The organism is Mycolicibacterium frederiksbergense, from assembly GCF_012223425.1.
GTDB classification, from domain to species: Bacteria; Actinomycetota; Actinomycetes; order Mycobacteriales; family Mycobacteriaceae; genus Mycobacterium; species Mycobacterium frederiksbergense.
Window position 1 is genome coordinate 1,289,500 of record NZ_CP038799.1, and the last position, 16,579, is coordinate 1,306,078.

General features: G+C 67.9%; 21 protein-coding genes. 1 reads left to right on the forward strand and 20 read right to left on the reverse strand.

All coding sequences use genetic code 11. The features are described 5' to 3' along the window. Nucleotides 1-76 precede the first annotated feature (76 nt). The 19 genes from sppA to EXE63_RS09280 all read right to left on the reverse strand — a co-directional run bounded on the left by sppA (nucleotide 77) and on the right by EXE63_RS09280 (nucleotide 13,231). On the reverse strand, nucleotides 77-1,846 hold the full coding sequence (gene sppA, locus EXE63_RS09190) for a signal peptide peptidase SppA (RefSeq protein WP_168141696.1): 1,770 nt from the start codon (nucleotides 1,844-1,846) through the stop codon (nucleotides 77-79). Nucleotides 1,847-1,941: 95 nt separating this feature from the next. Beyond that, nucleotides 1,942-2,385 (reverse strand): 50S ribosomal protein L15, encoded by a 444-nt coding sequence (gene rplO / locus EXE63_RS09195; protein WP_168141697.1) that lies wholly within the window; start codon nucleotides 2,383-2,385, stop codon nucleotides 1,942-1,944. Nucleotides 2,386-2,390: 5 nt separating this feature from the next. Then, nucleotides 2,391-2,570: a 50S ribosomal protein L30 gene (gene rpmD / locus EXE63_RS09200; protein WP_057167049.1), complete on the reverse strand. Its 180-nt coding sequence runs from the start codon at nucleotides 2,568-2,570 to the stop codon at nucleotides 2,391-2,393. 2 nt (nucleotides 2,571-2,572) lie between these two features. Next, on the reverse strand, nucleotides 2,573-3,238 hold the full coding sequence (gene rpsE, locus EXE63_RS09205; protein WP_105364660.1) for a 30S ribosomal protein S5: 666 nt from the start codon (nucleotides 3,236-3,238) through the stop codon (nucleotides 2,573-2,575). A 25-nt stretch (nucleotides 3,239-3,263) separates the two neighbouring features. Continuing rightward, entirely contained in the window at nucleotides 3,264-3,680 is a 417-nt protein-coding gene (gene rplR, locus EXE63_RS09210; RefSeq protein ID WP_105364649.1) for a 50S ribosomal protein L18, read from the reverse strand. 2 nt (nucleotides 3,681-3,682) lie between these two features. Then, on the reverse strand, nucleotides 3,683-4,222 hold the full coding sequence (gene rplF, locus EXE63_RS09215; RefSeq protein WP_105364648.1) for a 50S ribosomal protein L6: 540 nt from the start codon (nucleotides 4,220-4,222) through the stop codon (nucleotides 3,683-3,685). A gap of 13 nt (nucleotides 4,223-4,235) precedes the next feature. Beyond that, the gene (rpsH, locus tag EXE63_RS09220; protein ID WP_068000379.1) at nucleotides 4,236-4,634 is read right to left on the reverse strand and encodes a 30S ribosomal protein S8; all 399 of its coding nucleotides are present in this window, start codon (nucleotides 4,632-4,634) and stop codon (nucleotides 4,236-4,238) included. Between the two features lie 88 nt (nucleotides 4,635-4,722). Next, nucleotides 4,723-4,908, reverse strand: a complete 186-nt coding sequence (locus EXE63_RS09225; protein ID WP_020109913.1) for a type Z 30S ribosomal protein S14 — start codon at nucleotides 4,906-4,908, stop codon at nucleotides 4,723-4,725. Nucleotides 4,909-4,910: 2 nt separating this feature from the next. Continuing rightward, nucleotides 4,911-5,483: a 50S ribosomal protein L5 gene (gene rplE, locus EXE63_RS09230; protein WP_168141698.1), complete on the reverse strand. Its 573-nt coding sequence runs from the start codon at nucleotides 5,481-5,483 to the stop codon at nucleotides 4,911-4,913. A gap of 2 nt (nucleotides 5,484-5,485) precedes the next feature. Beyond that, the gene (gene rplX / locus EXE63_RS09235) at nucleotides 5,486-5,803 is read right to left on the reverse strand and encodes a 50S ribosomal protein L24 (RefSeq protein ID WP_105364647.1); all 318 of its coding nucleotides are present in this window, start codon (nucleotides 5,801-5,803) and stop codon (nucleotides 5,486-5,488) included. Next, nucleotides 5,804-6,172, reverse strand: coding sequence for a 50S ribosomal protein L14 (gene rplN, locus EXE63_RS09240; RefSeq protein WP_105364646.1), 369 nt, complete (start codon nucleotides 6,170-6,172; stop codon nucleotides 5,804-5,806). A gap of 185 nt (nucleotides 6,173-6,357) precedes the next feature. Further along, on the reverse strand, nucleotides 6,358-6,786 hold the full coding sequence (locus tag EXE63_RS09245) for a RidA family protein (protein ID WP_168141699.1): 429 nt from the start codon (nucleotides 6,784-6,786) through the stop codon (nucleotides 6,358-6,360). Beyond that, nucleotides 6,776-8,380 (reverse strand): gamma-glutamyltransferase family protein, encoded by a 1,605-nt coding sequence (locus EXE63_RS09250; RefSeq protein WP_168141700.1) that lies wholly within the window; start codon nucleotides 8,378-8,380, stop codon nucleotides 6,776-6,778. The genes EXE63_RS09245 and EXE63_RS09250 overlap by 11 nt, the downstream gene beginning before the upstream one ends. Beyond that, nucleotides 8,380-8,736 (reverse strand): Rieske (2Fe-2S) protein, encoded by a 357-nt coding sequence (locus EXE63_RS09255; RefSeq protein WP_057167038.1) that lies wholly within the window; start codon nucleotides 8,734-8,736, stop codon nucleotides 8,380-8,382. Before EXE63_RS09255 ends, EXE63_RS09250 begins: the two co-directional genes overlap by 1 nt. A gap of 29 nt (nucleotides 8,737-8,765) precedes the next feature. After that, the gene (locus EXE63_RS09260; protein WP_168141701.1) at nucleotides 8,766-10,211 is read right to left on the reverse strand and encodes an aldehyde dehydrogenase family protein; all 1,446 of its coding nucleotides are present in this window, start codon (nucleotides 10,209-10,211) and stop codon (nucleotides 8,766-8,768) included. Further along, on the reverse strand, nucleotides 10,208-11,452 hold the full coding sequence (locus EXE63_RS09265; protein ID WP_168141702.1) for an NAD(P)/FAD-dependent oxidoreductase: 1,245 nt from the start codon (nucleotides 11,450-11,452) through the stop codon (nucleotides 10,208-10,210). Before EXE63_RS09265 ends, EXE63_RS09260 begins: the two co-directional genes overlap by 4 nt. After that, nucleotides 11,449-11,799, reverse strand: coding sequence for a Rieske (2Fe-2S) protein (locus tag EXE63_RS09270; RefSeq protein WP_168141703.1), 351 nt, complete (start codon nucleotides 11,797-11,799; stop codon nucleotides 11,449-11,451). The genes EXE63_RS09265 and EXE63_RS09270 overlap by 4 nt, the downstream gene beginning before the upstream one ends. A gap of 64 nt (nucleotides 11,800-11,863) precedes the next feature. Next, on the reverse strand, nucleotides 11,864-12,583 hold the full coding sequence (locus EXE63_RS09275; protein WP_168141704.1) for an iron-containing redox enzyme family protein: 720 nt from the start codon (nucleotides 12,581-12,583) through the stop codon (nucleotides 11,864-11,866). A gap of 195 nt (nucleotides 12,584-12,778) precedes the next feature. Further along, the gene (locus tag EXE63_RS09280) at nucleotides 12,779-13,231 is read right to left on the reverse strand and encodes a GlcG/HbpS family heme-binding protein (RefSeq protein WP_168141705.1); all 453 of its coding nucleotides are present in this window, start codon (nucleotides 13,229-13,231) and stop codon (nucleotides 12,779-12,781) included. 233 nt (nucleotides 13,232-13,464) lie between these two features. Between EXE63_RS09280 and EXE63_RS09285 the strand changes: the two genes are divergently transcribed. Then, entirely contained in the window at nucleotides 13,465-15,135 is a 1,671-nt protein-coding gene (locus EXE63_RS09285; protein ID WP_168141706.1) for a PucR family transcriptional regulator, read from the forward strand. 12 nt (nucleotides 15,136-15,147) lie between these two features. Here the strand turns inward: EXE63_RS09285 and EXE63_RS09290 are convergent, their stop codons facing one another. Beyond that, a complete protein-coding gene (locus EXE63_RS09290) occupies nucleotides 15,148-16,542 on the reverse strand; it encodes an MFS transporter (protein ID WP_168141707.1) in 1,395 nt (464 codons plus the stop codon). Between the last annotated feature and the right edge of the window lie 37 nt (nucleotides 16,543-16,579).

A 16,579-nucleotide genomic window follows, 5' to 3' on the forward strand; every position in this document is an offset into this window, starting at 1 on the left:
GCCCGCCTTCCGCTCGACCTGCACCGACCCGCCCACGATAGACGCAACCGGCACCGCGGGGGGCAACGCGCCGAGATCAGAACCTGAAGTCTCCCAGCCATAGTGCGTGAGCACCGCTGACCGAGCGTTCCACCTGCTCGAACACGCCCGCCACCGAGCTGCCCAGCAGCGCACCGACGGCCTGCGGCAGCGACGCCGCCGCGGGCTGCGAGGAGGCCTTGGGCCGCAGCACGTCCAGCATGGACGAACCCGGGTAGTTGACGATCCGCACCTCGGTATCCGGCGCGTAGCCGGCGCGCACCTTGGCCCGGCCGATCGCGGTGCGCAATCCGCCGAGTTCGTCGACCAGACCACGATCCTTGGCATCCGAGCCCGTCCACACCCGGCCACGCGCGACCTCTTCGACCGCGGCCACCGTGAGGTTGCGCCCGTCGGCGACCCGTTCCACGAAATCGGCGTAGAACAGATCGGCCTCGGCCTCCACATGCGCCTGCTGCTCGTCGGTGAAGCGCTCGTTGCTGGACCAGGCATTGGCATTTGCGTTGGTACGCACCGAATCCGCGCCGACACCGAGCTTGTCCTTGAGTTGGCGGGACACCAGCTTTCCGGTCACCACGCCGATCGATCCGGTGATGGTGCCCGCGTTGGCGATGATCTCGTCGGCGGCCATCGACACGTAGTACCCACCGGATGCCGCCACCGCGCCCATCGAGGCGATCACCGGTTTGCCCGCCTCGGTGGACCGAACCACCTCGCGCCAAATGGTTTCCGATCCGGTGACCGACCCGCCCGGGCTGTTGACCCGAAGGACGATGGCCGCCACATCGTCATCGGCGACGGCTTCCCGCAGCGCCGCCGCGATGGTGTCACCGCCGGCGTTGGAGTTCCCGAGCGGCAGCATCTGCGGGCCGCCACGCCCGCTGACGATCGGCCCGTCCAGGGTGACCACGGCGATCCCGGGTTTGGACTTGCGGCCCGGCATCGACGGCGCCGGCTTGAACGCATTCGCCTTCGCGTACCGCGACAGGAACAGTCGCGGCGGAGCGTCCTCGCCGTCGGCAGCCGCCGGGGCGCCGGTGAGTTCGGCGATCCGGGCGTAGGCCTCATCGCGGAAACCGATGCGATCGACCAACTTTGCCGACACCGCGGCATCGCGCAGCAGCGGCGCCTTGTCGGCCAGTGCGTCCACCTCGGCGGCATCGAGGTGGCGGGATTCGGCCACCGCGGCCAGCACCTGTGTGTGCAGGCTGCCGATCAGCGCGGTGTCGGCCTCCCGGTGTGCGTCGGTGTAGCCGTCCTGGGTGAAAAGGTTTGCCGCCGACTTGTATTCGCCGCGTGCCACGAACTGCGCCTCGATACCGGCCTTGTTCAGGGCACCGCGCAAAAACAGCGCACTGGTGGCGAATCCGATCAGCCCGACCGTGCCCGACGGCTGCATCCAGACCTCGCGGAATGCCGAGGCCAGGTAGTAGGACAGTGTGCCCGGGTAGGTTTCCGCCCAGGCCAGTGTTGGCTTGCTCGCGCCGAAGGCGGCGATGGCGTCCCGCAGTTCCTGCACCGGGCCGGGAGCGGCGGCCGGCAGCTGGATCCTGGCGATCAGCCCGGCGACCCGGTCGTCTTCGGCGGCACGGTGCAGCGCATCGACAGCCTGGCGCAGCGTCAACGGCCGGCCGCCGAGCGAGATGAGCGCGAAGGGGTCGAACCCGAGCGATTCCGGTGGTGCGGACTGCAGATCGAGTTCGAGCACACAGCCGTCGGGCACACCGTTGTGGCGGGCCGTGTCGACCTTGCGCACCAGGGACTTCAGGTCGTCGGGACCGGGCAGGCTGGGGAGGAATCCGAACATCTCCCGAGCCTACCGGCGCCACCGCGGCGGGCCCTTTCGCCGATCGTGAACGCAGAAGGCCCCGCCGAGTGGCGGGGCCTTCGCGTGGAGACTCTTTACAGTTCGGTGGCCGAACCGCCGGCGGCCGTGATGGCCTCCCGCGCGGTGGCACTGAACTTGTTGGCGGTGATGTCGACCTTGACGGTCAGCTTGCCGTCGCCGAGGACCTTCACCAGGCTCTTCTTGCGAACCAGGCCCTTGTCCACCAGCTCGGCGACACCGATGGTGCCACCCTCCGGGAATGCCTTGGTGATATCGCCGATGTTGACGATCTCGTAGGCCACCCGGAAGCGGTTCGTGAAGCCCTTGAGCTTCGGGAGCCGCATGTGGATCGGCATCTGGCCACCCTCGAAGGTCGAGGGGACGTTCTTGCGTGCCTTGGTGCCCTTGGTGCCGCGACCCGCGGTCTTACCCTTGGAGCCCTCGCCACGTCCGACGCGGGTCTTCTTCGTCTTCGACCCGGGGGCGGGCTTCAGGTCGTGAAGCTTGATGACACTCATGATTCCTAGACCTCCTCGACCGTGATGAGGTGATGCACGGTCTTGATCAGACCACGGGTCTGAGCGTTGTCCTCACGGACCACGGACTGGCGGATCTTCCGCAGCCCCAGCGTGCGCAGGCTTTCGCGCTGCTTCCAGCGTGCGCCGATGGTTCCGCGCACCTGGGTGATCTTGAGCTCTGCCATGACTATGCCGACCCCTCACGCGCGGCACTGGCGGCCAGCGCCTCGCTTTCGCGCCGGGCCTTGAGCATGCCGGCCGGCGCCACATCCTCGATGGCGAGCCCACGTCGGGCCGCCACCTCTTCGGGCCGCTGGATCATCTTGAGTGCGGCGACGGTGGCATGCACCACGTTGATCGCGTTATCGCTACCCAGCGACTTGGCCAGGACATCGTGCACCCCAGCGCATTCGAGCACGGCGCGGCAGGCACCGCCGGCGATGACACCGGTACCGGGGCTGGCCGGACGCAGCATCACGACACCGGCCGCAGCCTCACCCTGAACCGGGTGCACGATGGTGCTACCGATCAGCGGCACGCGGAAGAAGTTCTTGCGAGCTTCCTCGACGCCCTTGGCGATGGCGGCCGGAACTTCCTTGGCCTTGCCGTAGCCGACGCCGACCATGCCGTTGCCGTCACCGACGATGACCAGAGCGGTGAAGCTGAAACGCCGACCACCCTTGACCACCTTGGAGACGCGGTTGATGGTGACGACGCGCTCGATGTAGTTGCTCTTCTCACCGCGGTCGTCGCCACGGCCACGGCCGCCACGATCGTCACGGCCTCGGCCGCCGCGATCTCCGCGGCCGCCGCGATTGTCCTGCGCCGAACCGGCGCCAGCCTGGTCGGCCATCATGCAGTCCTCTCGTTGTCAGTCATCAGAATTTCAGCCCGCCTTCGCGCGCGGCATCGGCCAGCGCGGCGATCCGGCCGCCGTAGGTGTAGCCGCCACGGTCGAACACGACCGTCTCGACACCGGCTGCCTTGGCGCGCTCGGCGATCAGCTGACCGACCCGCACGCTCTGTGCCTTCTTGTCGCCGTCGACGGCACGCACATCGGGCTCGATGGACGAGGCCGCGGCGACGGTGACGCCGGCGAGATCGTCGATGAGCTGGACGTGGATGTGCCGGGACGACCGGTTGACCATCAGACGCGGAGCGTCGGCGGTGCCGGAGACCTTCTTGCGCAACCGGGCGTGACGACGGATCCGCGCGACCCGACGGGTCTCGGAGATGTTCTGCCCCACCGGCTTGTGCTTGGTGCCGGCGGCTGCATCAGTTTTCGTGGAAGCCATGGTTACTTACCTGTCTTTCCGACCTTGCGGCGGATCTGCTCACCCTCGTACCGCACGCCCTTGCCCTTGTACGGGTCGGGGCGGCGCAGGCGGCGGATGACCGCAGCGATCTGGCCGACCTTCTGCTTGTCGATGCCCGTGATCGAGAACTTCGTGGGTGTCTCGACCGCGAACGTGATGCCCTCGGGCGCTTCGATGAGGACCGGGTGGCTGTAGCCGAGTGCGAACTCCAGGTTTGCACCCTTGAGCGCGACGCGGTAGCCGACGCCGAAGATCTCCATCTTGGTGGTGTAGCCCTCGGTGACACCGGTGACCAGGTTGGCCACCAAGGTGCGTGACAGTCCGTGCAGCGAGCGACTACGCCGCTCGTCGTCGGGACGGCTCACCACGATGGCGCCTTCGTCGTTGCGCGAGACCACGATCGGCTCGGCGACATCCAGGGTCAGGGTGCCTTTGGGGCCCTTGACCGACACGTTCTGGCCATCAATGGCCACATCGACCCCGGCAGGAACCAGGACCGGCTGCTTTCCAATACGCGACATGTTTTTCGTTCCCCTACCAGACGTAGGCGAGGACTTCGCCGCCCACGCCTTGTCGAGTTGCCTGGCGATCGGTGAGCAGACCGGAGGACGTGGAGATGATCGCCACGCCCAGGCCGCCGAGCACCCGAGGCAGATTGGTGGACTTTGCGTAGACCCGCAGACCGGGCTTGCTCACCCGGCGCAGGCCGGCGATGCTGCGCTCACGGCTGGGGCCGTACTTCAGCTGCACCACAAGGGCTTTGCCCACGCGGGCGTCCTCGGTGCGGTAATCGGAGATGTAGCCCTCTTTCTTGAGGATCTCGGCGATGTTCGCCTTGATCTTCGAGTGGGGCAGGGTCACCTCATCGTGGTACGCCGAGTTGGCGTTACGCAGACGCGTCAAGAAGTCTGCGATGGGATCGGTCATCGTCATGACAGCCGGTTCACCTTCCTTGCGGCGGTTCCCATTCGGTCAATCGACACTCTGGGCCTTCCGAAATTTGAATTCGAATGAATGCTGGTTACCAGCTGGACTTCTGGACACCGGGCAGTTCGCCCGCGTGCGCCATTTCGCGCAAGCAGATCCGGCACAGGCCGAACTTGCGGAACACCGCGTGCGGACGGCCGCACCGGTTGCACCGGGTGTAGCCGCGAACCGCGAACTTCGGCTTCTTGTTGGCCTTGTTGACCAGAGCCTTCTTTGCCATGCTCAGTTCTCCTTGAACGGAAAGCCGAGGGCCCGCAGCAGCACTCGTCCTTCGTCGTCGTTGGTCGCCGTGGTGACGACGGTGATGTCCATGCCGCGGGGGCGATCGATGGAATCCACGTCGATCTCGTGGAACACCGACTGCTCGGAGAGCCCGAAGGTGTAGTTGCCGCTGCCGTCGAACTGCTTGGGGCTCAGACCACGGAAGTCGCGGATACGGGGAAGCGCGATCGAGACCAGGCGGTCCAGGAACTCCCACATGCGGTCGCCGCGCAGCGTCACCCGGGCGCCGATCGGCATGCCCTCGCGAAGCTTGAACTGGGCGATGGACTTGCGCGCCTTGCGGATCTCGGGCTTCTGGCCGGTGATCAGGGCGAGGTCGTTGACCGCACCGTTGATCAGCTTCGCGTCACGGGCGGCGTCACCGACACCCATGTTCACGACGACCTTCACCACGCCCGGGATCTGCATCACGTTGGCGTAGTTGAACTCTTTGTTGAGCGCGTCCTTGATTTCCTCGCGGTAGCGCTGCTTCAGCCGCGGCTGCACCTTGGCGACGTTTTCTACTGTGGTCATTCTCAGATGTCCTTGCCGTTGCGCTTGGAGACCCGAACCTTCTTGCCCGACTCCTCGTCGACGCGGTAGCCGATGCGGGTGGGGTTTCCGTCGGAGTCGATGACCATCACGTTGGAGACGTGGATGGCAGCCTCCTGCGTGACGATGCCGCCGGAGGAGGCGCCGCGCTCGTTCTGCGACTGCGCGGTGTGCTTCTTGATCCGGTTGACGCCCTCGACGAGGACCTTCTCGCGGGTCGGGTAGGCCTCGATGACCTTGCCCTTGGCGCCCTTGTCCTTACCGGAGATCACGAGCACGGTGTCACCCTTGTGCACCTTCATTTACAGCACCTCCGGGGCGAGCGAAACGATCTTCATGAACTTCTTCTCACGCAGCTCGCGGCCCACCGGGCCGAAGATGCGGGTGCCGCGCGGATCGTTGTCCGCCTTGATGATGACGGCGGCGTTCTCGTCGAATCGGATGTAGCTGCCGTCTGCGCGACGACGTTCCTTCACGGTGCGCACGATCACGGCCTTGACGACGTCGCCCTTCTTGACGTTGCCGCCGGGGATGGCGTCCTTGACGGTCGCCACGATGATGTCGCCGATGCCGGCATAACGTCGCGCCGAGCCACCGAGAACGCGGATGCACAAGATTTCCTTGGCACCCGTGTTGTCGGCCACCTTCACGCGCGATTCCTGCTGAATCACTCGATCTCCTGACCTGGTTATGTGTGCACGGCAGATACCGACCTGACGTGCGCGGTCTTTGTTGCCCCGAGAGCACGCAGGGTTTTCTCACATGAAGAGAACCGAGGTCTGCCCCAGGCAACCCCTAGAGTCTAGGGGACGACCTGCGCAGAGCCAAATCCCAGCTCATCGGGGGCGGCACGGTTCTACAGGACCGCTGCGGTCAGCTCCACTTCGACGGGCGCCCCGGACGGTAGTGCACGGACGCCGATGGCACTGCGCGCGGGCAGCGCGGAGACACCGAGTTCAGCGGCCAGCACCGCCGAGGCGCCGTCCGCGACGGCGCTCAGCGCGGTGAATCCGGGTGCGCAGGCGATGAACACCGTCATCCGCAGACACCGCAAAGCCCCAGTTCGTGGCATGGCCGCGCGGGCTGCGCTCAGTGCGTTGAGCGCGGCGAGGCCTGCCGCCGAGCGCGCCTGCTCGGCGCTCAGGGTGTCCCCGACGACACCGGTCCAGACGAGCGCACCGGCGCGTCTGGGCGTCATACCCGCGGTGTATATGACGCCGTCGTGGCAGACCGCAGGCACATAGTCGCCCTGGGGCGTAGGGGCTTCGGTTCGCTCATTCGACACCGAGCGCCACTCCCTCCTGGCGGGGGTCGGCGGCGCCGGCGAGCACACCCCGGTCGTCGACGGAGATCAGCTGGGCACTCCCGCCGGCACCGAGGTCGGGTTGCACGACGATGCGGTGCCCGAGAGCGGCCAGTTCGTCGCGCACGGCACCGGGCAGGCTGGGCTCGACGCGCAGTTCGTCGGGTGCGCCGATGACGTCGGCGTCCGAACCCGGGAACACGGTGAATCGCGATGCCGCCACCGCCTCGGCGGCATCGCGGCCGTGGTCCAGGACGTGAGAGATCAGCTGCATGTTCCACTGCACCTGCCCGTCACCGCCAGGGGTGTTGCCGACGTGCCGCAGCGCCCCGCGCTCGTCGGTGACGATCCAGGCGTTGAGCGTGTGCAGTGGTTTGCGGCGTGGTGTGACCTCGTTGGGGTGTCCGGGCAGCAGGTAGGCACCCCGGCCCAGCCGGTTGTTGAGCACCACTCCGGTGCCGGGCACGGTGAACTTCGCCCCGAAGGTGAACGCCAGCGAGTGGATGAAGCTCACCGCGCGGCCGTCGGCGTCCACCGCCACTGTCGAGGTGGTGTCCCCCGCCGCGACCGCCATCGGGCCGCGGACTTCGATGCGGCCGTCGAGATCGCGGCGTTGCGCGTCCAGGCGTTCGGCTGTCAGGATGTAGTCGACACCGTCGCGACGATTATCGCTGCCGCACAATGCAAATCGGTCCGCGAACGACAATCGGGCGGCTCGGGCCAGCCGGTCGATGGCGGCCGCCGACAGCCATTCGGTCGCACCGAGAGCGCCGTCGCACAGGGCCGCCTGCTGCAGCACCATCCACCCGGGCGTCGGCAGGGGCGTCTGGTGCAGCACCGCGCCGGCGTAGCGCCCGGTGAGCGCGGGCTCAGCAGTCACCTGCGCGCCCGCGGCCCATTCGTCGCCGCTGAAGGGTGCGCCGCCGGCCTGCAACGCCGCCACGGCACGTTCGGCGAACTCGCCGGTGTAGAAACCATCGGGGTTGTGTGCCAGCATCCGGATGGTTGCCGCCAGCGCCGGCTGCGGGAGCCTGCGCCCGACCGCAGGCGGAACACCTTGGGACGCATAGATCTCGGCGAGCCCGGGGTCGGCCGCGATCGCCGCTGCCGCCACGCCGACATCGCCTGCGGTGCGCGCCGAGCAGGGCAGCCCGTTCTCCGCGATGCGGGCGGCGGGTTCCCACAGCTCGGGCAGCGACCTGGTGGCGCCGCCGCCATGCAGTGCCAGCAGCGCGGCGGGTGCACCGGGCACCGCCACGGCCAGCGGCCCGTCCATCGGTATCGCGCCGAGGCCACGCGCGGCATAGAAATCCGGGGTTCCGCCGTCGGGCCCGAAGCCGGATCCGTTGACGGTCCACACCCCTCCGTCGGGTTCGCGCACCACGGCGAAGGCGTCGCCGCCGATCCCGCACTGCCCGGGCAGGGTCAGCCAGGTCAGGCCGGCCATCGCCAGCGTGGCGTCGATGGCGTTGCCACCGTCGGCCAGCACCCGGGCACCGGCCAGGCTGGCCGCCGGATGACTGCTGCTGACCATCCCGCCCGCCGACAGTGCCGGTGGGCGTTGCGCCGCGCTCATCAGGCGCCCCGGCGGGCCCGGCGGGTGGGGCCTGCGGGCATCTCGCCCGGCTCCACGCCGACGAAGATCTCACCGTCACGTTCCTGGCACGGGAAGGTCTTGATGGGTTCGGTGGCCGGCGGGCTGATCGGCTCACCGGTCTCCAGGTCGAACGCGCTGCCGTGGCAGGAGCAGCCGATGCCGTCGTCGCGCAGCTTGCCCGAGGACAGCAGGCAGTCCAGGTGCGTGCAGTAGTTGGAGGTGGCATAGGCCTTGCCGTTGAGCCGCGCCACGGCAAACTCGTGATCGCCGGAGTAGAACCGCCTCACGATTCCCTCGGGCACCTGCCCTGATCGTGCTACCCGAACAAAATCCATTGTTGCTCTCCGTGTTTCTGTGTGGGGTGTCAGGCGTCGAGGTAGACGGTCTTCTCGGCCAGGTAGAACTCCATCATCGAAGCCCCGGCCTGTTCCTTGAACGTGGCGGTCGACGATGCCTTGTATCCGCCGAACGGCGCGTTCATCGCCATCCCGGTGGTCGGCTGATTGATCTTGACCAGACCGGTCCGCGACTCGCGGGCGAACCGCTGGGCGGTGGCCAGGTTCGAGGTGACGATCGCCGCCGACAGCCCGAACTCGGTGGCATTGGCCAGCTCGATCCCCTCGCTCAGCGAGCCCGCCCGCTGGAAGGTCAGCAACGGGCCGAACACCTCCTCGGTGACGATGCGCATCGTGGGTTCGGTATCGGTGAACACCGCGGGCCGCACGAAATGACCACCCGGGCTTCCCGCCACGTCCACGGTGGTGCCGCCGCACCGCAACCGGGCGCCCTCGGCGACCCCGACCGCCACATAGTGCGCAAACTTGTCGAGCTGCTGCGCGCTGGCCAACGCACCCATGTCCACACCGTCACCAGCGCCCGGGCCGACCACCAAGGCGTCGGTGCGCCGGATGACCCGCTCGACCAGTTCGTCGTGCACCGCATCGGTGGCGATCACCCGACTGGTGCCGGTGCACGCTTGACCGGACAACCCGAAGGCGCCCTTGACGATCAGCGCCGCCGCGCGGTCCAGGTCGGCGTCGTCGGCGACGAGCACCGGATTCTTGCCGCCCATCTCCAGCTGGACCCGCCGGTGCGGCCCTACCCTGGCGTGGATGGCGCGGCCCACCTCGGTGGAACCGGTGAAGGTCACGGCCGCGATCCGCTCGTCGGCGGCCACCGCGGCACCGGCCACCCCGTCGCCCTGGACGAGCGCGATCACCGAGGGCGGCAACCCGCCGGCCAGCAGCGCCTCGACAAGGCGTTGCCCCATCAGTGGGGTGATCTCGGAGGGCTTGAACAGCACCGGGTTTCCGACCGCCAGGGCCGGTCCGAGCTTGCGCGAGGGAATGTTGAGCGGGAAGTTCCACGGGGTGATCGCACCGACGACGCCCACCGGTTCACGCAGCGTGTACAGCAGGGTGTCGCCGGCCGCGGGCAGCGTCACTCCCCCGCCGCGGGTCGCCTCGGCGGCGTAGAACCGCAGATTCGCCGGTGTGCGACTGACCTCCATGGTCGCCTCGGCGAGGGTTTTGCCTTCTTCGCGGACCAACTCCTCGATCAGTTCGGGGCCGCGCTTCTGCAGTTCGGCGGCAGCCGATTCCAGGATCGCGGCGCGACGCTCGGGTGCGGTCGCCGCCCATTCCGGTGCGGACTTGCACAGCCCATCCACGGCGTTGGCGACATCGGCGGGCCCCGAGGCGGGGAAGGTTCCGATGAGGTCGGCCGGGTCGGCAGGGTTGGTCCGGGAGAAGGTGTCGCCGGACAAGGCGGGCACCCAGGCCCCGCCGATGAAGTTTCCTCCGGTGGTCATTGCTGTACCTGCGATTCTTCGTCGATGTCTGCGTAGGCGAGATCCCACAGATCGGTGTCCTCATCGCGCAGGGCGGCTATGTCGACCTCGCGGCCCAGCAGCTCCCGCACGGCCATGATGTCCTCGCCGCGGTCGATGGTGAAGGCGCCCCGCACGGTGGCGCCTTCCAGGTAGAAGCCGGTGAAGTCCAGCGCACCGAGATCACCGCGGATCACCGGTTCTCCGGTTGCCGCACCGACGAATTGGAGGTTGCGCCCGTGCTGGTCCGACCAGAACCACGGCGCGTCATCCGAGGGTGCGTCGCGGCCCAGCATCGCGTTGGACACCGCGACGCCCTGCCTGCTGGCATTGTCGAAGTGTTCCAGGCGAACGTGGCGGCCCGCCCGCTCGGAGTACCGGCGCGCCACGTCTCCGGCGGCGTAGATGTTCGGGATGGTGCTGCGGCCCAGGGCGTCCACCACGATCCCGTCCTCGATACGCAGCCCGGTAGCCTCGGCGGCGGCGGTGTTCGGTGTGATGCCGATGCCGATCACGACGGCGTCGGCCTCGAAAGGTGCTGCGGCGTCCGTCATGTCGATGAGCACACCGTCGGCGGTGGTCCGGATGCCGGCCAACCGTACTCCGGTGCGCAGATCCACGCCGTTGTCGCGGTGCAGCAGGCTGACGGCCTGTCCCATCTCCACGCCGAGGATGCGGGCCAGCGGCACCGGAACCGACTCGAACACGGTGACCGCCACCCCCGCGGCGGCCGCGGTGGCCGCGATCTCCAGGCCGATGAATCCCGCGCCGATGATGGCCAGCCGCCTACCCGGCACCAGCACCGGAGCCAGCCGCAGCGCGTCGTCGAGGGTGCGCAGATAGTGCACGAGATCGGGGCGCGGCCCGGGCACGGGCAGCGTTCGCGGTGTGCCACCGGTGGCAAAAAGCACTGCGTCGGCGACGATCTCGGAACCGCTGTCCAGCTCGACGGTCCGCGCGACCGGATCCACCCGCAGCACGCCGGTTCCGGTGACGATCTCCACGTCGTTGTCGGCGATCCAGCTGGGACGCAGAATCCAGAGGGCGGCCTCACTGTCGGTACCTGCCAAAAATTCCTTGGACAGCGGCGGACGCTGATAGGGCGCATGGGGTTCGTCCCCGATGAGCATGATGCGGCCGTCGAACCCCTGCCTGCGCAGGTTGCGGGCGGCCACGGCGGCGGCCTGGCCGGCGCCGACGGTGACGATGGTGCGCGGTGTCATGTCCGCGCCTCCTCTTCGGTGCGGGCCGGCACACGGCTTTCCGGCGCGAGGTTGACATAGATGGTGCCGTCGTCGTCGACACGCACCGGGTAGGTGGGCTGGCACAGATCCTGATCGGCCTCGTAGCCGGTCTCCAGGTCGAACTGCCACTGGTGGCCCGGACAGATCACCTTGCCGTGCAGCAGCGTCCCCTTGAACAGCGAACGATCTTGGTGCACACAGAGATCAGCGAAGGCGTACACCCGCCCTTCGGTCTGGAACAGAGCGATGGCGGTGCCGTCGATCTCGACCCGCAGCTTGCGGCGTCTGCCCAGTTCTCGTGCGGTGGCGACCGCGGTCCACTCCATGATTCTCCTGTCCGATTTCGGCGCGCCCACGCTCGCGCAGCGGTCGTGGGCGCGCCGAAGTCACTCAGACGCCGGCGGGCTCGAGCTCGGGTGCGACATAGGTGTCATACAGCCCCTTGGTGTAGGAGAAGCGCATCTCGGCTCCCCAGCGCACCATCTGCAGGCAACGCTGCTGCAGCGCCACGGTGTCGGCGTGGTCCAGCACGATCTGGTAGCCGCGCTCGCCGTGCACCACATCGGAGGTGATGTGCAGATCGAAGAACTCGATCTCGTCCTCGGTGAACTTGTAGACCTCACGCAGGGGCACGATCTGCTTGGTGTAGATGCTGGGCACCTGTGACTCCAGGCCCACCACCAGCGCGGCGGTGGCCACCACGAAGTGCTCGCGCTGCGACACCGCGTAGCACCAGGACTGCAGACCGCGAGTGATGGCATTCATGTTGTTCGGGTCCTCGATGCGTTCCTTGGTGGTCCCGCAGGCCTCGCCGAACTTGATCAACAGGTCGGTGTGCCGGATGTCGGCGAGCTCTTCCTCGTACATGTTCTGCAGCGTGAAATCCTTCGCGCCGGTGAACTCGTCGGGGGTGTTGGCGTAGATGTTGGCCAGGTAGTCGGCGAACGGCCCGACGTAGTGGAAGTGGTTCTCGGCCCAGCGGGCGAAGTGATGGCGCTCCAACTGTCCCTCGGCCCACGCCTTGGAAAACGATGCATTCTTGGCCTCACGGCCCTTGATGGCGTTCTCCAGCTCGGCGCGGAACTCGTCGCGGCCCAGTAGTTCAGTCATGGATCAGATCCCTTCGATCAGTTGATTTCGCGAAACGATGAGCAACAGAGAATGTTTCGCAATGATGGGGGCTGCGAGACGCCGCGGCGTTGCGAAGTCGCCTCTGCACCAGCGACGTTAGCCAGCAGACCGGCGTTGCGACATGGACAACATCACCCCGGATGCCCGCGGCGACGAGGCATGGTGCACACCGCCTCAGTGACTGCCGACCGCAGCGGTCAGCGCCTCGAACTCGGCCAGGATCGCCGCACCGACCGCCTTGTCCTGAGCGCCGTTGCCGCCACTGATCCCGACGCCGCCGATGATCTGGCCGTTGAAGACGAGCGGAAATCCGCCGACGAAGACCGCGAACTTGCCCGGCAGCATGTGGCTGATCCCGAAGGCCTCGTTGCCCGGCAGCGCCGGCCCGTCCGGCGCCTCGTTGAACAGGTGTGTGGCCCGCTCGTGACCTGCGGCGGTGAACGCCTTGGCGATGGAGATGTCAACGCCGGTCAACCTGGCACCTGGAAGGCGGTGCAGGGCAAGAACATTACCGCCGTCGTCGCAGATGCACAGAGTTTGCTTGACGCCGATCTCCTCGGCCTTGGCTCGGCCGGCCGCGAGCAGTGGCAGGGCGTCGTCGAGGGTGATCCGGTAGATCTGGTGCATATCTGCTGACCTCCTGAGAATTGCGGGTTTCGTGCGGGCGGCAATTCCGCCCCGGGCTGTTCGCCTGGTGAATGTCTACCGGTGCGAGCGGACGCCCGCCTTGGTCACAATGTCCGCTTTATCGGCCGCATCATGGTCAAACTGCACATAGGCTGTGGGCACTCGACAGTGTGATCGTGGTGGTTCGATCCGCCACCGCATCGACGAACGCACCGCACAGAGCAGGTGAGCACATGGCAGCAGAGCACCCGCATGGTGACCGGATGACGGTCGCCGGACTGCTGGACGAATCCCTCATGTCGGGTGCCCGGGTGATCGCCGGCCAGGATCACACGGATCGCGAATTGCATTGGGTTCTGCCACTTTCCGAGGTGCTTTCCCGCCATGAGCCGCTGGACGGCGTCGCGGTCTACGCGCGCCCGGAGGCACTGCTGGGCAGCGCGGGCGCACTGGCCGCGCTCGCCGCGCGCGGTGCCACCACCCTGGTCGTCGACGGTGCGGTCCCCGCCGATTTCCCGGCGACACTGCCCGCCGGGCTGGTGGTGATCGAGATGGCGTTCCCGGTCGGGTTCACCGCACTGAACCGGCTGCTGGCGGAGCGGGCGCTGAGCCAGGAAGTGCACGTGATGCGGTATGCCACGCACGTGCACGCGTCCTTGGCGGGGCTCTTCCACCGCGGGGCCGGGCTGCAGATACTGATCCGCGAGGTGTCCAACCTGGCCCGCAACCCGGCGGTGGCACTGGATGCCCGCGGCCAGATCGTGGCCCACAACGGCTTGGCCGCCGAGGCGGCGGCAGTCCTCACCGAGGTCATCGTCCCGAAGCTGACCGTCGACCTACCGGCCGGCGCCAGGCTCCCGGGTCATCACGACACCCGCGTCGAGCAGCTCGCGGACCCACATGGCAACGCCTGGACCGCCATCTCCACGGCCATCCGGCTCGGTAAGGCGTTCGAGGGCTGGGTGCTCGTCCTGGTGCCGAATTCCGAACCCGGCGCCCACGATCTGGCGCGGCACATCGTCGTCACCGAACAGGCAACCGCCATCATCGGTTCGGAGATGTTGCGGCAGCACAGCGTCGACGAGGCCGAGGAACGGGCCCGCGGTGATTTCGTGCAGGCCCTGGTGCACGGACATTTCTCCAGTGAGCACGATATGCGTGCGCGGGCCGAGTACCACGATGTCGACATCGACTCGCAGTTCGGTGTTTTCGTCGCGCCGGGCGCGATTCCTCATGGGGTGGACAACCCCGCGGCGAGCATGGTCCGGCTGGCCCGGTACGCCGCCAATGTGGCACCGGATCCCGCCGTCCGCTCCTACGTCACCGTGCTGGGTGACGTCCTGGTGGTGGTGCGCTCACTCTGTGGCGGCGACGACACCGCACGGCACCGCGAGATGGTGCATTACGCCGAGGCCATGGCGGGCGAACTGGAGAACCGCCGCGGCGCCGCGGTCGCGGTGTCCTACAGCAGGCCTGCCAGTGGTGCACAAGCCGTCTCGGCGAGCTACCGCGAGGCCCGCATCGCCCTGGGCATCGCGCGCAGGCTGGGTCTCACCGGCGCGGTGTCCTATCAGGATCTGCGGAGTTTCACCGTGCTTGCCGAGATCGCCGAGACCGAACAGAGCAAATCGCTGGTCAACGACATCCTCGGACCCCTGCGCGGTACTCCCGATCTGCGCGACTTCCTGACCGGATACCTGGCCAACGGCGGGAACGTCAACGCCACCGCCCGGGTGCTCAACGTGCACCGCAACACCATGCTGACCAAGTTGGATCGGGTGTCGCGGGCGATCGGTCTCGATATCCGGTTGCCCGACAACCAGTTCACCGTCTGGCTGGCGATCCGGCTGGACCTGCTCAGTGAGGTACACGCCGCCGTCGACCGGGAGGCCAGCTTCCGCTGAGGTCCGGCGCCGCTACCGAACGGGTGTCGGATCGCGCCCGATGAACGAGCCCAGCAGACCGAGCACCGCGACACCGGAGACCATCGCGAACGCGAGCGTGAAGCCGATGGTGCCGCCGAAGCCCAGCGCGATCGCGACCCACGCGGCGCCCATCGCCGAGCCGCCGAACCGCACCAGGTTGAACAACCCGAGCCCGGTGCCCTGCGCGCCGGCGGGCGAGCGGGTGGCACCGGTGGCCGCCGGCGTCTGCACGAAGGCCGTTCCGATCCCGATCAGGACCAGAATCGCCACGAAAGCGGCCAGTCCCCCGCTCTTCTCGACGAGATGCGCGCCGACGGCCGCCGCCAGCATCCCCTGGCCGACGATCAGCAGCAACAACCCGGTGCGTAGCACCCGGCGGGCCCCGATCCGGTCCAGGTAGCGCCCGACCAGCGGGCCCAGGATCACCATCGAGGCCGGGATCGCCAGCAGCACCACGCCGGCCAGCGACCCGGTCCGGCCGCTGCCGACGAGGTAGAGGGGCACCGCCAGCAGCGTGGCCCCGAGGCTGAACATGAACGCGAAGGCGCCCAGGGTGCTGCGCACGAACCGGGCCTCCGCCACCAGCCGCACATCGACGAACGGTTCCGGCACCCGCAGACAGTGCCCGACGAAGAAGACCAGTACCGCCACGGCCACCGTCACGGAGATGACGACGACCGCCGACAGACCTTGCTGCGGAACGAGTGCGATGCCGAGAATCAGCAGCCCCGACCCGAACGTCAGCGCGGTGGCACCGATGGTGTCGAATCGCATCGCGGTGCCGGGATGGCGCGGGATGTGCAGCAGGGTGCCGATCAGACCGGCCAGCGCGACCGGCACCAGCGGCACGAATACCCAGCGCCACCCCCAGCCGTCGGCGATGAATCCACCCATGGTGGGGCCGATGGCCTGACCGATGCCGTTCACCGAGGCCCACAGACCCACCGCTCTGCCCCGGCGCTCCCCGGCGAACAGCCAGGTCAGCAGGCCGAGGACGGCGGGACCGAGCGCTGAGGCGGCCGCACCGCCCAGACAGCGCCACAGGATCAGCAGTTCCAGCGAGGGGGCGGTCGCCGCACCGACGGCGCACACCGCGGTGGCGATCAACGACGTGCAGTACATCCGGCGTCTGCCGAACCGGTCACCGATCCAGCCGACGAGCGGCATCGTGGCGGTGAATGTCATCAGGAAGCCGACCACCACGAATACGCCGCTGCTCAGCGGCGCACCGAATTCGGCGAGGATGGCCGGCATCGGCACGTTCACCACGTTGTTGCTCACCGTGCCGACCAGCGTCCCGGACAGCAGCGCGGCGAGCGCCAAGGGCGTCCCCGCCCCGTCGGGGACCGCCGGACCCGCGGGGGTGCGGCTGTCTGTGTCAGTCATGGCAGGGACTTCCGTGGCCGTTCTGTGTGGTGGTGGC

What these genes read in the sequence shown, in the direction of transcription:
- EXE63_RS09255 (WP_057167038.1), bottom strand. Translation starts at nt 8,736, where the DNA reads ATGGATTTTGTTCGGGTAGCACGATCAGGGCAGGTGCCCGAGGGAATC.
- EXE63_RS09280 (WP_168141705.1), bottom strand. Translation starts at nt 13,231, where the DNA reads ATGCACCAGATCTACCGGATCACCCTCGACGACGCCCTGCCACTGCTC.
- EXE63_RS09285 (WP_168141706.1), top strand. Translation starts at nt 13,465, where the DNA reads ATGGCAGCAGAGCACCCGCATGGTGACCGGATGACGGTCGCCGGACTG.
- EXE63_RS09250 (WP_168141700.1), bottom strand. Translation starts at nt 8,380, where the DNA reads ATGAGCGCGGCGCAACGCCCACCGGCACTGTCGGCGGGCGGGATGGTC.
- rplO (WP_168141697.1), bottom strand. Translation starts at nt 2,385, where the DNA reads ATGAGTGTCATCAAGCTTCACGACCTGAAGCCCGCCCCCGGGTCGAAG.
- EXE63_RS09270 (WP_168141703.1), bottom strand. Translation starts at nt 11,799, where the DNA reads ATGGAGTGGACCGCGGTCGCCACCGCACGAGAACTGGGCAGACGCCGC.
- rplE (WP_168141698.1), bottom strand. Translation starts at nt 5,483, where the DNA reads ATGACCACAGTAGAAAACGTCGCCAAGGTGCAGCCGCGGCTGAAGCAG.
- EXE63_RS09225 (WP_020109913.1), bottom strand. Translation starts at nt 4,908, where the DNA reads ATGGCAAAGAAGGCTCTGGTCAACAAGGCCAACAAGAAGCCGAAGTTC.
- rplR (WP_105364649.1), bottom strand. Translation starts at nt 3,680, where the DNA reads ATGGCTTCCACGAAAACTGATGCAGCCGCCGGCACCAAGCACAAGCCG.
- rpmD (WP_057167049.1), bottom strand. Translation starts at nt 2,570, where the DNA reads ATGGCAGAGCTCAAGATCACCCAGGTGCGCGGAACCATCGGCGCACGC.
- EXE63_RS09260 (WP_168141701.1), bottom strand. Translation starts at nt 10,211, where the DNA reads ATGACCACCGGAGGAAACTTCATCGGCGGGGCCTGGGTGCCCGCCTTG.
- rpsH (WP_068000379.1), bottom strand. Translation starts at nt 4,634, where the DNA reads ATGACGATGACCGATCCCATCGCAGACTTCTTGACGCGTCTGCGTAAC.
- EXE63_RS09265 (WP_168141702.1), bottom strand. Translation starts at nt 11,452, where the DNA reads ATGACACCGCGCACCATCGTCACCGTCGGCGCCGGCCAGGCCGCCGCC.
- rpsE (WP_105364660.1), bottom strand. Translation starts at nt 3,238, where the DNA reads ATGGCCGACCAGGCTGGCGCCGGTTCGGCGCAGGACAATCGCGGCGGC.
- EXE63_RS09290 (WP_168141707.1), bottom strand. Translation starts at nt 16,542, where the DNA reads ATGACTGACACAGACAGCCGCACCCCCGCGGGTCCGGCGGTCCCCGAC.
- sppA (WP_168141696.1), bottom strand. Translation starts at nt 1,846, where the DNA reads ATGTTCGGATTCCTCCCCAGCCTGCCCGGTCCCGACGACCTGAAGTCC.
- rplF (WP_105364648.1), bottom strand. Translation starts at nt 4,222, where the DNA reads ATGTCGCGTATTGGAAAGCAGCCGGTCCTGGTTCCTGCCGGGGTCGAT.
- rplX (WP_105364647.1), bottom strand. Translation starts at nt 5,803, where the DNA reads ATGAAGGTGCACAAGGGTGACACCGTGCTCGTGATCTCCGGTAAGGAC.
- EXE63_RS09275 (WP_168141704.1), bottom strand. Translation starts at nt 12,583, where the DNA reads ATGACTGAACTACTGGGCCGCGACGAGTTCCGCGCCGAGCTGGAGAAC.